Raw genomic sequence first — 13,351 nt, 5'->3', positions numbered from 1 at the left:
GTCAGCCCTCCGTCTTCTCTGGCGCACCCGTCGACGCGTCAGGCGTCGGGTTGGTGGCGACCTCGGGGGTCTGCGCACCATCCTGTGCTGCTGCGGCGGCCCGACCGGCTTCGGTCGAAGTCGCGGTGGTGCCCGACGCACCGGAACGGCGCGGGCGGGCGGGACGGTCTCCACGGTCGCGACGCGGTGCACGCTCGGCGGCCGCGGCGGCGTCACGCGCCTCCTTGGCCTTGAGCCCACCGACGATCTCGCCCTTGTAGATCCACACCTTCACGCCGATGCGACCGAACGTCGTCTTGGCCTCAAAGAAGCCGTAGTCGATGTCGGCGCGCAGCGTGTGCAGGGGGACACGGCCGTCGTGGTAGTGCTCGGAACGGGACATCTCGGCACCGCCGAGACGACCGCCGCACTGCACGCGGATGCCCTTGACCTGCGGCGAACGCATGGACGTCTGAAGCGCCTTCCGCATCGCGCGGCGGAACGCCACGCGGTTGGACAGCTGCTCCGCGACGCCCTGTGCAACGAGCTGGGCGTCGGCCTCGGGGTTCTTGACCTCGAGGATGTTCAGCTGGACCTGCTTCTTGGTCAGCTTCTCCAGTGCGCCACGGATCCGGTCGGCCTCCGCGCCGCGGCGGCCGATGACGATGCCCGGCCGGGCGGTGTGGATGTCGACGCGGACGCGGTCACGGGTGCGCTCGATCTCGACCTTGGAGATGCCAGCGCGTTCCATGCCCGTGGAGAGCAGCTTGCGGATCTTGACGTCTTCGCCAACGTATTCCGCGTACTGCTTGTCGGCGTACCAGCGGGACTTCCAGTCGGTGGTGATTCCCAGCCGGAAGCCGTGCGGGTTGATTTTCTGGCCCACTACCGGCCACCTGCCTTCTTCTTGCCTTGGGCCTTCTTCGGCTCGGCCTTGGGCCGAGACTCGACCTCCACGGTCACGTGGCTGGTCCGCTTACGGATCCGGTACGCACGACCCTGTGCACGCGGCCTGATGCGCTTGAGGGTCGGGCCCTCGTCGGCGTAAGCGTTCTTGACCCAGAGCGTGTCCGGGTCCAGATCGAGGTTGTTCTCGGCATTGGCCACGGCGCTGGCAAGCACCTTCGCCACAGTCTCGCTAGCCGCCTGCGGCGCGAACCGGAGCACGGCCAAGGCGTCAGTGGCGCTACGACCCTTAATGAGCTCGATTACCCGGCGCACCTTCATGGGCGAGTCCCGGACGAAGCGAGCCCGAGCAAAAGCCACGGGCAGAGCATCTGCCGTCGCTGTTGCGTCGTTACGGGCGTTCATCGCTGTTCCCTTGCTTCCGTTGTCTCGTGCCCGCTCAGCGGCGGCGCGACTTGCGGTCGTCCTTGATGTGGCCCTTGAAGGTCCGAGTCGGAGCGAATTCGCCCAACTTGTGACCCACCATCGCCTCGGTCACGAAGACCGGAACGTGCTTGCGTCCGTCGTGGACCGCGATCGTGTGACCCAGGAAATCCGGGATGATCGTGGAGCGGCGGGACCAGGTCTTGATGACCGTCTTCTTGTTGGCCTCGTTGAGAACGTCCACCTTCTTGAGCAGGTGGTCATCCACGAAGGGGCCCTTTTTAAGGCTGCGTGGCATATTTGTCTACCTCCCTGCTCAGCGCTTCTTGCCGGTACGCCGGCGGCGGACGATCATTTGGTCCGAGGCCTTGCGGCGACGGGTGCGACCCTCGGGCTTACCGTTCGGGTTCACCGGGTGACGCCCACCGGAGGTCTTACCCTCACCACCACCATGCGGGTGGTCGACCGGGTTCATCACGACACCACGAACGGTGGGGCGCTTGCCCCGCCAGCGGTTTCGTCCGGCCTTGCCCCAGTTGATGTTGGAGTGGTCGGAGTTACCGACCTCACCGATGGTGGCGCGGTTGCGCACGTCCACGTTCCGGATTTCGCCGGAAGGCAGGCGGAGCTGGGCGTAAGGCCCGTCCTTGGCCACCAGCTGCACCTTCGCGCCGGCCGACCGCGCCATCTTCGCGCCGCCACCGGGGCGGAGCTCGATCGCGTGGATCACGGTACCGACGGGGATGTTGCGCAGCGGCAGGTTGTTGCCCGGCTTGATGTCGGCCCGGGGGCCGTTCTCAATCAGGTCGCCCTGCTTCAGCTTCTCCGGCGCGATGATGTAGCGCTTCTCGCCATCGGCGTAGTGCAGAAGCGCGATACGCGCGGAACGGTTGGGGTCGTACTCGATGTGCGCGACCTTGGCCGGCACGCCGTCCTTGTCGTTCCGGCGGAAGTCGATGACCCGGTAGGCGCGCTTGTGACCGCCACCCTTGTGCCGGGTCGTGATCTTGCCGGAGGAGTTACGACCGCCCTTGCCGTGCAGCGGACGCAGCAGCGACTTCTCCGGCGTCGACCGAGTGATCTCGGCGAAGTCGGAAACACTCGAGCCACGCCGGCCCGGCGTTGTCGGCTTGTACTTGCGGATGCCCATGTCTGCTCAGTCCTTTACGCGGCTGGTCCGCCGAAGATCTCAATCGGCTTGCTCTCAGCCGAAAGAGTCACGATGGCGCGCTTGGTGTTCTTGCGCTTGCCGAAGCCCGCACGAGTGCGCTTCCGCTTGCCCTGGCGGTTAAGCGTGTTGACACTGACCACCTTGACGCCGAAGACCTGCTCGACCGCGATCTTGATCTGGGTCTTGTTGGAATCCGGGCGAACCACGAACGTGTACTTGTGCTCCTCGAGAAGCCCGTAGGACTTCTCGGAGATGACCGGTGCGAGCAAGATGTCGCGGTGGTCTGGAATGGCGACTGAACTCACTGCTCGTCACTCCCTTCCGTAACCTCGCTCGACCTTGCGCTGGCCTTCGCGCCCTTGCCCCTGACGGGACCGGCGACGAAGACGTCATACGCGGCCTTCGTGAACACCACGTCGTCGTTGACCAGCACGTCGTACGTGTTGAGCTGGTCCGGCGTGATGAGGTGGATCTCGTTCAGGTTCTGCGCGGAACGCCAGGTGTGGACGTCGTCGCGGTGCAGCACCACGAGGATCCGCCGAGCCTGGGTCACCGCGGAGATCGCCGTCTTGGCGGCCTTGGTGGACGGCGCTTCACCGGACACCAGTTCCGTCACGATGTGAAGCTGTCCGGCGCGCACCCGGTCGGAGAGGGCGCCACGCAGGGCGGCGGCCTTCATCTTCTTGGGGGTCCGCTGCGAGTAGTCGCGCGGCTGCGGGCCGTGGACAACGCCACCACCGGTGTACTGCGGCGCGCGGGTCGAGCCCTGACGGGCGCGGCCGGTGCCCTTCTGGCGGTAAGGCTTGCGGCCACCACCGGACACCTCCCCACGAGTCTTCGTGGAGTGCGTGCCCTGGCGTGCGGCGGCCAGCTGGGCCACCACGACCTGGTGCATCAGCGGGATGTTCGCCTGCACGTCGAAGATCTCGGCGGGCAGTTCGACCGTGCCGTCGGCCTTGCCGGCGGGGGTCTTCAACTCGACCGTGCTCATTCGGTTACACCACCCTTCACGGCGTTACGGACGAACACGACGCCGCCCTTGGGGCCCGGTACGGCACCCTTGATCAGCAGCAGGCCGTCGTCGGCACGCACTGCGTGCACGGTGAGGCCCTGCGTGGTGACCTTGTCGTTACCCATCCGGCCGGCCATGCGCACGCCCTTGAAGACGCGGCCCGGGGTGGCACAGCCACCGATGGAACCCGGCCGGCGGTGCACAGCCTGCGCACCGTGGCTCGCGCCCTGTCCCTTGAAGCCGTGACGCTTCATGACACCGGCGTAGCCCTTGCCCTTGCTGGTACCGGTGATGTCCACGACCGCGCCGTCGGCGAACACCTCTGCGGTGATCTCCTGGCCAATTTCGTAGGTCGCGGCATCGGTGGTACGCAGCTCGGCGAGGTAACGCCGCGGCGTCACGCCGGCCTTGTCGAAGTGCCCGGTCTTCGGCTTGTTGACCCTGCGCGGGTCAATGGCACCGAATGCCAGCTGGATGGCCACATAGCCATCGATTTCCTGAGTGCGAACCTGGGTGACCACGTTCGGCCCCGCCTGCACGACGGTCACCGGAATCATCCGGTTGTTCTCGTCGAACACCTGGGTCATGCCGAGCTTGGTGCCCAGGATGCCTTTCACTTGCCTGTCAGACATGAGTCTCTTATCTCCGCCGCTCGCCCGCCGCTACTGGATGTTGACGTCGACGCTCGCCGGCAGGTCGATGCGCATGAGCGCGTCGACCGTCTTCGGCGTCGGGTCGAGGATGTCGATCAGACGCTTGTGCGTGCGCATCTCGAAGTGCTCGCGCGAGTCCTTGTACTTGTGCGGCGAGCGGATGACGCAGTAAACGTTCTTCTCGGTGGGCAGCGGCACCGGCCCGACAACACGGGCGCCGGTGCGCGTGACCGTCTCAACGATCTTGCGCGCCGAGGAGTCGATCGCCTCGTGGTCGTAGGCCTTGAGCCGGATGCGGATCTTCTGTCCCGCCATGGTGGCTGCTCGTTCCTTGTCGTCTCGTGCCGCTATCTCACTACCGGAGCTTTGCAGCCTTACAGCCTTACAAAGGGCAGTTTGGCCCCGGTTTTCGCAGTTCAAGGATCTGTGTCCGGTCCACGCGGTCGGGCGTGTCGCGCCCGATGCACAGACCGATCCCGCAGGATCCTCGTCTTGCCTGGTAATCCTCAACATGAGGGGGTTTGCCGCTCGCGATCAACGCCACCGGCATTCCCTTGCCCGTGTGCCTCTACCCGAAGGTGAAGCTCAACGGACCAAGGCCGCTCGCGCGGGGGGCGGCCGAACCGTGCGAATCTCTCGACTCGCATATCCGGCCGCCCCACGACGAGCAACCTAAATAGTGTCGCATACGTGCTTTCGCGACCTGAACGCGGGGTGTATATGCCCCGCGTTCAGGCGGAAATCACTTGTTGATCTTGGTAACCTGTCCCGCACCGACGGTCCGGCCACCCTCACGGATGGCGAAACGCAGGTTGAGGTCCATGGCGACCGGCTGGATGAGGGTCACCGAGATGTCGGTGTTGTCACCCGGCATGACCATTTCCGTGCCCTCGGGGAGGGTGACGACGCCGGTGACGTCGGTCGTACGGAAGTAGAACTGCGGCCGGTAGTTGTTGAAGAACGGCGTGTGACGGCCACCCTCATCCTTGGAAAGGATGTACACCGAAGCGTCGAACTCGGTGTGCGGGGTGGTCGTGCCCGGCTTCACGATGACCTGGCCACGCTCGACGTCTTCACGCTTGATGCCACGCAGGAGCAGGGCGGCGTTGTCGCCGGCCTGGCCCGAGTCGAGAAGCTTGTTGAACATCTCGATGCTGGTGACGGTGGTCTTGCGAGCGGTCTCGCGGATACCGACGATCTCAACTTCTTCGTTGAGCTTGACCTCGCCACGCTCGATACGGCCGGTGACGACCGTGCCGCGACCGGTGATCGTGAAGACGTCCTCGACGGGCATGAGGAACGGCTTCTCGGTCTCACGGATCGGCTGCGGGACGTTCTCGTCCACGGCGTCCATGAGCTCGATGACGGTCTCGGCCCACTTCTCGTCGCCTTCAAGCGCCTTGAGGCCCGAAACGCGGATGACCGGAGCGTCGTCGCCGGGGAACTCCTGCGACGAAAGCAGCTCGCGAACCTCGAGCTCGACGAGCTCCAGGATCTCGTCGTCATCGACCATGTCGGACTTGTTCAGCGCGACGACGATGTAGGGCACGCCGACCTGACGGGCGAGCAGAACGTGCTCGCGGGTCTGGGGCATGGGGCCGTCGGTCGCCGCGACCACCAGGATGGCGCCGTCCATCTGCGCCGCACCGGTGATCATGTTCTTGATGTAGTCAGCGTGACCGGGGGCGTCTACGTGGGCGTAGTGGCGCTTCTCGGTCTGGTACTCGACGTGCGAGATGTTGATCGTGATACCACGCGCCTTCTCTTCGGGCGCGTTGTCGATCTGGTCGAACGCGCGGGCCGCGTTCAGCTCGGGGTACTTGTCGTGCAGAACCTTGGTGATCGCCGCGGTCAGAGTGGTCTTTCCGTGGTCGACGTGACCGATGGTTCCGATGTTGACGTGCGGCTTGCTCCGCTCGAACTTCGCCTTTGCCACTGGAATGTCCTCCTGGACTGTTTCACTTGCTCGCCGGCCAACGTGGCTGTCGGGCGGCGACTCGCTGGTATTTTGCCTTATTCGGTGGTGCGGACGTTCAGGAGTGTTCCTTGTGCCCGCGTGTGACAGGGAACTACTCCCCTGTCACCCTCGCGATGATTTCCTTCGCGACGTTCGCGGGAACCTCGGCGTAGGAGTCGAACACCATGGAGTAGTTCGCACGACCCTGGGTACGGGACCGCAGGTCGCCTACATAGCCGAACATCTCCGACAACGGCACCGTCGCCTTGACGACTCGGGTACCGGCGCGCTCCTCCATGGCCTGGATCTGGCCACGGCGGGAGTTCAGGTCACCGATGACATCGCCCATGTAGTCCTCTGGCGTGGTCACCTCGACGGCCATGATCGGCTCGAGAAGAACCGGGCTGGCCTTCCTGGCGGCTTCCTTCATCGCCATGGAGCCGGCGATCTTGAAGGCCATTTCGGAAGAGTCGACCTCGTGGTAGGCACCGTCGAGCAGGGTGAACTTCAACCCCACCAGCGGGTAGCCCGCGAGTACGCCGTACTGCATGGCGTCCTGGGCGCCCGCGTCGACCGACGGGATGTACTCCCGCGGCACGCGGCCACCACTGACCTTGTTGACGAACTCGTACAGCGCGCCATCGGTCGTCTCGAGCGGCTCGAGCTTCACGATCACCTTGGCGAACTGGCCAGAGCCACCGGTCTGCTTCTTGTGCACTACATCGAGCTTCTCGACGGTCTTGCGGACCGTCTCGCGGTACGCGACCTGCGGCTTACCGATGTTCGCCTCGACCTTGTAGTCGGACTTCATGCGGTTGACCAGCACCTCGAGGTGCAGCTCGCCCATCCCCTGGATGATGGTCTGGCCCGTGTCGTCGTCCTGGTGGACTCGGAACGTCGGGTCTTCCTCAGCCAGCTTCTGGATCGCGATGCCGAGCTTCTCCTGGTCGGCCTTCGTCTTCGGCTCGATGGCAACCGAGATGACGGGCTCAGGGAAGGTCATCGACTCGAGGATGATCGGGTGCTGCGGGTCCGCAAGGGTGTCACCGGTGGTGGTGTCCTTGAGGCCCTGCACCGCGTAGATGTGGCCGGCCTGGCCCACCTCGATCGGGTTCTCCTTGTTGGAGTGCATCTGGAAGAGCTTCCCGATGCGCTCCTTGCGGTCCTTGGTCGCGTTGACGACCTGGGTACCGCCGGCGACCTGACCGGAGTAGACGCGGATGTAGGTCAGCTTGCCGAAGAACGGGTGCGCCGCGATCTTGAACGCGAGGGCCGCGAACGGCTCCTCGGTGTTCGGGCGACGCAGTTCCTTGGTCTCGTGGTCGAGGAGCACGCCCTCGACCGCGGGAACGTCCAGCGGCGACGGGAGGTAGTCGATGACCGCGTCGAGCATGGGCTGAACGCCCTTGTTCTTGAACGCGGAACCGGTCAGGACCGGGTACGCCGTCTGCTCGATGGTGAGCTTCCGGATACCGGCCTTGACCTCGGCCATCGTCAACTCTTCGCCCTCGAGGAACTTCTCCATGAGGGTGTCGTCCGTCTCGGCCACGGCCTCGATCAGCTTTTCCCGGTACTCCGCTGCCTTGTCGGCGAGCTCGGCCGGGATGTCCTCGATGGCGTAGTCCTCGCCCTTTTGCACGTCTCCGCGCCAGGTGAGGGCCTTCATCTGGACGAGGTCGACAACACCCTCGAAGTCGTTCTCGGCGCCGATCGGCAGCTGGATGACCAGCGGCCGGGCACCGAGGCGGTCTTCGATGGTCTTGACGGTGTAGTAGAAGTCCGCGCCCAGCTTGTCCATCTTGTTGACGAAACAGATCCGGGGGACTTCGTACTTGTCGGCCTGGCGCCAGACCTGCTCGGACTGAGGCTCGACACCTTCCTTGCCGTCGAAGACCGCGACCGCACCGTCGAGCACCCGGAGCGAACGCTCCACCTCGACGGTGAAGTCGACGTGGCCGGGGGTGTCGATGATGTTGATCTGGTGGTCGGCCCAGAAGGTGGTGGTGGCAGCCGAGGTGATGGTGATACCCCGCTTCTGCTCCTCCTCCATCCAGTCCATCGTCGCGGCGCCGTCGTGGACCTCGCCGATCTTGTAGTTGACCCCGGTGTAGAACAGGATCCGCTCAGTCGTGGTGGTCTTACCGGCGTCGATGTGGGCCATGATGCCGATATTGCGGACCTTGTTCAGGTCGGTCAGCACGTCACGTGCCACGAGAATGTTCCCCTGTCTCAAGCTTGGGGCCCGGCATGGCTTCTTCTCGGCTGCCGGGCGGATATCACCAGCGGTAGTGCGCGAACGCCTTGTTCGACTCCGCCATCTTGTGCGTGTCCTCGCGGCGCTTGACGCTGGCCCCGAGGCCGTTGCTCGCATCGAGCAGCTCGTTCTGCAAACGCTCGATCATGGTCTTCTCACGGCGAGCCTGCGAGAAGGACACCAACCAGCGCAGTGCAAGGGTGGTCGAGCGACCGGGCTTGACCTCGATCGGCACCTGGTAGGTGGCGCCACCGACACGGCGGCTCTTCACCTCGATGGAGGGCTTCACGTTGTCGAGCGCGCGCTTCAGCGTGACGACCGGGTCGGTACCGGACTTCTCGCGAGCGCCTTCGAGTGCGCCGTAGACGATGCGCTCGGCCAGGGACCGCTTGCCGTCCTTGAGCACCTTGTTCACCAACTGGGTGACCAGCGGCGAGGCGTAGACGGGGTCGGAGATCAAAGGCCGCTTCGGGGCCGGACCCTTGCGGGGCATTAGCTCTTCTCCTTCTTCGCGCCGTACTTGCTGCGCGCCTGCTTACGGTTCTTCACACCCTGGGTGTCGAGAGAACCGCGGATGATCTTGTAACGAACACCCGGCAGGTCCTTCACTCGGCCACCACGCACGAGCACCATCGAGTGCTCCTGGAGGTTGTGACCCTCACCGGGAATGTAGGCGGTGACTTCGACTCCGCTGGTCAGCTTCACACGCGCGACCTTGCGCAGCGCCGAGTTCGGCTTCTTCGGGGTCGTGGTGTACACGCGAGTGCACACGCCACGCCGCTGCGGGCTCCCCTTGAGGGCCGCGGTCTTCTGCTTGGCAGCCTTGTCCTGGCGGCCCTTCCGGACCAGCTGCTGGATCGTGGGCAATGGACCAGCTTTCTGTCGCGTCTTGCTTTTTTTCGTGTCTTCCCCGGCCCCCGCGGTCGGGCGTGTCGGCCCGCGTCACGGTCTTTCGACCGGTAACTTCCCGTAGGGATTTCGGTGGAACCCCGCAATACCCTGGCTGACGACCGGATGCCTGAGCACCCCGTCGATACCGAAAGGCACGCGGAGCGGCCCGACGCCTGCCGGGCACGGTCTCCAAAGATACCCGGGTGCCTCACCGGCAACCTAATCGGGGGGTCTCAATACCAGAGAAAGCCCGGGTCACCTGGTAATGCAGGCCGGGCGTATTCGAGTTTACTCCTCATCCGGCTTGGCGTGGTCCGCCTTGCCGGAGTTCGGATCCCGCTTCAAGTCGATCAAGGGGTGCACTCCCGCACCCTCGGGTGCGGCGTGCGCACCACCTGACTTCTCGGCCGGAATGTGCTCAGGGTCATGCTCTTCGGCGTCCACTCGCCCCTCCTCGTTTCCACGAATGCTCGCCCCGAAGACGCTACCCAGTCTCTCTGCGCGCACGAACGGGTGACAGAGCGGAGCCGAAATCCGGTGGACACCGCCGTGACAATCACAGACATGACCCCGTGGACCATCTCGCCGGCAGCCCTCGACCACCCCGAGTCGGCCGCGGTGCACCGTGCGTACTTCGTCGACATCGTCGGCCGCTACTTCGGCCGTGACGCCACCGAGGACGAGGTCGACGCGGCGCTGGCGGACGAACCCGGAACCGACCTCGTGGCCCCGACAGGGCTGTTCCTCTTGGCCCGGCGTGACGGCGTGGTCAGCGGGTGCGTCGGCGTGCGGGTGCTCGAGCCTGGGATCGGCGGACTGACGAAGATGTTCGTCCTTCCCCACGCGCGGCGTGAGCGCGGCGCCTCCCAGTTGATCTCCGCGGCCGAAGACGCGGCCCGGGGTATCGGGCTGGACGTCATGCGGCTGGACGTCCGGGCCGATCTCGTCGAGGCGCGGGCGCTGTACGCGTCACTCGGATACAAGGAGGTCGCGCCGTTCTCCGATGCGAAGTACGCCGACCACTGGTTCGAGAAGGCCCTTTAGCCCTCCCGTCGCCCACCACCACCCTCAACGGAGCTTCGCCCTGCGCTAACCCAGCTTCCCGGCACAACTCGCCACCTCGCCGGCCGCTGCCTGCTGCGTGACCGCCAGAACGCCGCCGACGGAAACCCGGCATTCGACCTGCCCTTCACCCTGGCCGAGGAGCTTCACCGTCGGCGCGACTCCTGACGGGGGCCACGCGAGCTCCTTGCGCCAGGGCAGGGTCACGGCGAGCTCCTGATGGACCAGCCCGAGCCCGTTCTCGTCGTAGACCACGGTGGCGGTGCCCGACCCGGCCAGCTCGTAGCGGATCTGCCATTGACCGGGCGTCGACTGCTGGGGCGCGAGTACCGGCGTGGGCTCGGGTGGGTACTCGATCGGCGGCGGCGTGCTTACCGAAGGCGGCGACGGCTCCCCCACGACCGCGACGGGTGCCGCGGCGGGCGGCGTCTCGCCGGTCATGGTCAGGATCAGGTAGCCGCCCGCCAGCGCGCTTACCGCCACCGCGGCGATACCGAGCCGCGCTATCGACTGCCGGTCAGCCATGAAGACTCCTGAAGGCCTCGCCGATTCGAGTGAATTCGTTTTCCATTGTGTGCCGTTTTCTCAGGAAGTGGAAGCGGTATTCGTGTATTGCCAAATCGTGGGATGCTTTGCCCGGCAGATCCAGCACTCCTTTCGAAGGACACATCCATGAAGAAAACCCTTGCCGCCGTAGTGCTCGCGGGACTGGCTGTTGTCGGCTTCGCGTCTCCCGCGTTGGCCGCCGAAACTCCCCAGAACAACGGCGTGGTCGTGGTCGACGAGCCGGACACGACCGACCTCGAGAACATCTGGACGTTCGCGCCGCTCGGCGTCCCGGTCCTCGGCCTGATCCAGTCGGTCAACGGCGTCCCCGGCAAGCTGCTGCCAAGCTTCTGAGCCGATCACACGACAAGCCGCTTCCCCGCCGAGCCGACGGCGGGGAAGCGGCTTTTTCGGTTGCCTGCAAGGGTTACGAGATCAGCGTGATGATGCCGTAGATCGGCGCGAGCAGCTCGGTCGGCGCCTGCACGAGCGGGCCCAGCAGGCCGCCGACGTCGAGACCGGGCAGTGCCCAGATGGGCGTGTCCTGGGCGACGGGGGCCGCGCCGGCGACACCGCCGGACAGTCCGAGCAGGACCGACGCGGTGGCGAGCGGAATCAGGATTCGGGCAGCGATCTTCTTCATTTAATCATCTCCTGTTTCTCGGGTTACTTTTCCTGCCCAGTGACGGGCAGAAGGATTCTCAGCGCAAAACCGTGCTCACCGGAACAATGGTTCCGTTGGGGACCCATTGCCCGGCGTAGTCGCGGTTCATCACCATTCCCGCGGAATGCGGTTCGTTCGGATACATCGGCATGGCGTTCACCTGTGCCGAGGCGAAGATCTGGACGTCGCCGAGCACGGTTTTCGCCTGCTCGCCGAGCCAGTTGCGGAAGCCGGCGATGGTCGGGCTCTCCCCGCCGAACTCGTTGCCGACGGCCACCGAGTAGCTGACGGCGAGTTGCTCGCGCGGGTCGAAGCGCAGCGGCAGCGACGAGCTCGCGACCGAGTTGACGATCGGGCCGTTGAGCAGCCAAGGCGCCAGGTAGAGGCCGTACTGGTAGGTCGGCGAGAGGCGCTGGGCCTCGGCGGCGCGGGTCGTCGCGGTGTAGCCGTCGGCCCAGCCGGAGACCACCAGGAGTGCCGAGTCCGGATCCGATTCGGCCTGGACCCGCACGCCCGCACGCTCGGCGGTGTCGCGGACGAGCTTGGCCGCGGCGACGCTGCGGGGCGAGTCGTCCTGGACGAGGGTGATCGCACTGGGTTTGCGCGCGGCAAGGAACTCGACGAGCTTGACGAGCGCGCCACTGTCCTCCGAGGTCAGCGCATCGGATGGGCAGGCGGTGAGCACGTCATGGCGGGCGTTGACGAGCCCGCCGAGCGCGGCCGCGGCGCACTCGGGCGCGTCGGCGTCGGTGATCGCTGGACCGGGCCGGTCGCCCGCGTCGACGTCGATCGACACCTCCTCGCCGTCCTTGTGGACGACCAGGTCGCTGCGGCCCGGCGGCAACTCGACGGTCGCCCAGGTACCTTCCGCGCCGGGACGGGCGGTGGCGGGCGTGACGAGTCCACCTTCGACACCGACCGACAGGCCGGGCCCGGCGCTGTCCGGGAAGTGCACCAGGTTGCGGCCCGGCCGTTGCGGGCTGACCAACAGCGGACTGGCGAAAGCGTGGGACAGCAAGGGAACGCCGGGAATCGGGAGCGGTGCCGGCTGCGGAATGGCGGCCAGCGCGCTCCACGCGAGGAAGCCGAGCGCGATACCAGCCGAACCGAGACGGTAGGCGCGGCCGGGTTCGGTGCCGCGCAACAGGAATCCGGAAAGGACGGTCACGGCGATCGGCAGCGCGATGATCACCAGCAGCGCGAGGCCGAACGTGGTCTCGTAAAGACGTCGATCGAAACCGACGCCGGATAGCGCGAGCTGCACGGCCCCGGCCAGCACGATCAGCGAGGCGAGGGTCAGCGAGAGCGGGCCAAGGCGGAAGTTCGTCGTCCGCCAGTGTTCTTCGGAGAGCAGCGTGACGCCGAACCAGATGGCCGCGCTGGCGACGTACACGGTGTCGACGGCGAAGTCGATGCCCGAGCGGCCGAGCGCGGTTTCCAGTACCACCAAGACAATCAGGGCCACCGACACCCAGCGCACCGCCGACGGGCGGGTGAGCAGCGCGGGCACGGCGAGCGCGAGCAGCACGTGGACCACCACGGCGACGACGTTCACCTCGGCGGTGAGACCGGAGACGAACGCCAGCGCGGCCGACAGCCCGCCGAGCGCGGCGATGGTGACGACCCGCTTGCGCGGCAGCTCGCCGACCAGCGGTCGCAGCAAGCCCGCACCCGCGACAAACGCCGTCGCCAGCAGTAAACCGAGCCGGAGCGCGAGGGCCGCGGCGTCGAAGCTGGGCGACCCCAGAGCCGGGGAGACGTGGTGATCCATGGGGAACCTTCCGGAGAGGTCGTGAGTGGCTACGAGTGTTAGAACACTCGTAGCCACTCACG

Annotated in this window: 18 protein-coding genes; 2 read left to right on the top strand and 16 right to left on the bottom strand. The window is 65.9% G+C overall.

The window, feature by feature from the left end:
• Position 1: 1 nt before the first annotated feature.
• The 13 genes from rpsC to VGP60_RS20230 all read right to left on the bottom strand — a co-directional run bounded on the left by rpsC (position 2) and on the right by VGP60_RS20230 (position 9,690).
• Positions 2–865, bottom strand: a complete 864-nt coding sequence (rpsC, locus tag VGP60_RS20290) for a 30S ribosomal protein S3 (RefSeq protein ID WP_327549617.1) — start codon at positions 863–865, stop codon at positions 2–4.
• A complete protein-coding gene (rplV, locus tag VGP60_RS20285; RefSeq protein WP_327549616.1) occupies positions 865–1,290 on the bottom strand; it encodes a 50S ribosomal protein L22 in 426 nt (141 codons plus the stop codon). Before rplV ends, rpsC begins: the two co-directional genes overlap by 1 nt.
• A gap of 34 nt (positions 1,291–1,324) precedes the next feature.
• Entirely contained in the window at positions 1,325–1,606 is a 282-nt protein-coding gene (gene rpsS / locus VGP60_RS20280) for a 30S ribosomal protein S19 (RefSeq protein ID WP_091618498.1), read from the bottom strand.
• Positions 1,607–1,624: 18 nt separating this feature from the next.
• Positions 1,625–2,458: a 50S ribosomal protein L2 gene (rplB, locus tag VGP60_RS20275; protein ID WP_327549615.1), complete on the bottom strand. Its 834-nt coding sequence runs from the start codon at positions 2,456–2,458 to the stop codon at positions 1,625–1,627.
• Positions 2,459–2,472: 14 nt separating this feature from the next.
• The gene (gene rplW / locus VGP60_RS20270; protein ID WP_327549614.1) at positions 2,473–2,784 is read right to left on the bottom strand and encodes a 50S ribosomal protein L23; all 312 of its coding nucleotides are present in this window, start codon (positions 2,782–2,784) and stop codon (positions 2,473–2,475) included.
• A complete protein-coding gene (gene rplD / locus VGP60_RS20265; protein ID WP_327549613.1) occupies positions 2,781–3,470 on the bottom strand; it encodes a 50S ribosomal protein L4 in 690 nt (229 codons plus the stop codon). The genes rplW and rplD overlap by 4 nt, the downstream gene beginning before the upstream one ends.
• The gene (gene rplC, locus VGP60_RS20260; protein ID WP_327549612.1) at positions 3,467–4,123 is read right to left on the bottom strand and encodes a 50S ribosomal protein L3; all 657 of its coding nucleotides are present in this window, start codon (positions 4,121–4,123) and stop codon (positions 3,467–3,469) included. The genes rplD and rplC overlap by 4 nt, the downstream gene beginning before the upstream one ends.
• Positions 4,124–4,153: 30 nt before the next feature.
• Entirely contained in the window at positions 4,154–4,459 is a 306-nt protein-coding gene (gene rpsJ, locus VGP60_RS20255; RefSeq protein WP_020668427.1) for a 30S ribosomal protein S10, read from the bottom strand.
• 427 nt (positions 4,460–4,886) lie between these two features.
• The gene (gene tuf, locus VGP60_RS20250) at positions 4,887–6,080 is read right to left on the bottom strand and encodes an elongation factor Tu (protein ID WP_327549611.1); all 1,194 of its coding nucleotides are present in this window, start codon (positions 6,078–6,080) and stop codon (positions 4,887–4,889) included.
• A gap of 133 nt (positions 6,081–6,213) precedes the next feature.
• Positions 6,214–8,313 (bottom strand): elongation factor G, encoded by a 2,100-nt coding sequence (fusA, locus tag VGP60_RS20245; protein ID WP_327549610.1) that lies wholly within the window; start codon positions 8,311–8,313, stop codon positions 6,214–6,216.
• A 64-nt stretch (positions 8,314–8,377) separates the two neighbouring features.
• Positions 8,378–8,848, bottom strand: coding sequence for a 30S ribosomal protein S7 (gene rpsG / locus VGP60_RS20240; RefSeq protein ID WP_327549609.1), 471 nt, complete (start codon positions 8,846–8,848; stop codon positions 8,378–8,380).
• Entirely contained in the window at positions 8,848–9,222 is a 375-nt protein-coding gene (gene rpsL / locus VGP60_RS20235; protein ID WP_327549608.1) for a 30S ribosomal protein S12, read from the bottom strand. The genes rpsG and rpsL overlap by 1 nt, the downstream gene beginning before the upstream one ends.
• Positions 9,223–9,534: 312 nt before the next feature.
• On the bottom strand, positions 9,535–9,690 hold the full coding sequence (locus VGP60_RS20230) for a hypothetical protein (RefSeq protein WP_327549671.1): 156 nt from the start codon (positions 9,688–9,690) through the stop codon (positions 9,535–9,537).
• 120 nt (positions 9,691–9,810) lie between these two features.
• Between VGP60_RS20230 and VGP60_RS20225 the strand changes: the two genes are divergently transcribed.
• The gene (locus tag VGP60_RS20225) at positions 9,811–10,290 is read left to right on the top strand and encodes a GNAT family N-acetyltransferase (protein WP_327549607.1); all 480 of its coding nucleotides are present in this window, start codon (positions 9,811–9,813) and stop codon (positions 10,288–10,290) included.
• A gap of 45 nt (positions 10,291–10,335) precedes the next feature.
• Here VGP60_RS20225 and VGP60_RS20220 read toward each other — a convergent pair whose 3' ends face one another.
• A complete protein-coding gene (locus VGP60_RS20220; RefSeq protein ID WP_327549606.1) occupies positions 10,336–10,833 on the bottom strand; it encodes a hypothetical protein in 498 nt (165 codons plus the stop codon).
• A 147-nt stretch (positions 10,834–10,980) separates the two neighbouring features.
• Between VGP60_RS20220 and VGP60_RS20215 the strand changes: the two genes are divergently transcribed.
• Positions 10,981–11,208 (top strand): hypothetical protein, encoded by a 228-nt coding sequence (locus VGP60_RS20215; RefSeq protein WP_327549605.1) that lies wholly within the window; start codon positions 10,981–10,983, stop codon positions 11,206–11,208.
• Positions 11,209–11,281: 73 nt separating this feature from the next.
• Here VGP60_RS20215 and VGP60_RS20210 read toward each other — a convergent pair whose 3' ends face one another.
• Together VGP60_RS20210 and VGP60_RS20205 are read right to left on the bottom strand one after the other, a co-directional pair.
• Positions 11,282–11,497 (bottom strand): hypothetical protein, encoded by a 216-nt coding sequence (locus VGP60_RS20210; RefSeq protein WP_327549604.1) that lies wholly within the window; start codon positions 11,495–11,497, stop codon positions 11,282–11,284.
• Positions 11,498–11,555: 58 nt separating this feature from the next.
• Positions 11,556–13,289, bottom strand: a complete 1,734-nt coding sequence (locus tag VGP60_RS20205; protein WP_327549603.1) for a hypothetical protein — start codon at positions 13,287–13,289, stop codon at positions 11,556–11,558.
• Positions 13,290–13,351: the final 62 nt, after the last annotated feature.

Origin of the sequence: Amycolatopsis sp., from assembly GCF_036008905.1 — a bacterium.
Lineage (GTDB): Bacteria > Actinomycetota > Actinomycetes > Mycobacteriales > Pseudonocardiaceae > Amycolatopsis.
Note: the sequence above shows the minus strand (reverse complement) of the source record. Positions and strands in the feature narration are given on the sequence as shown.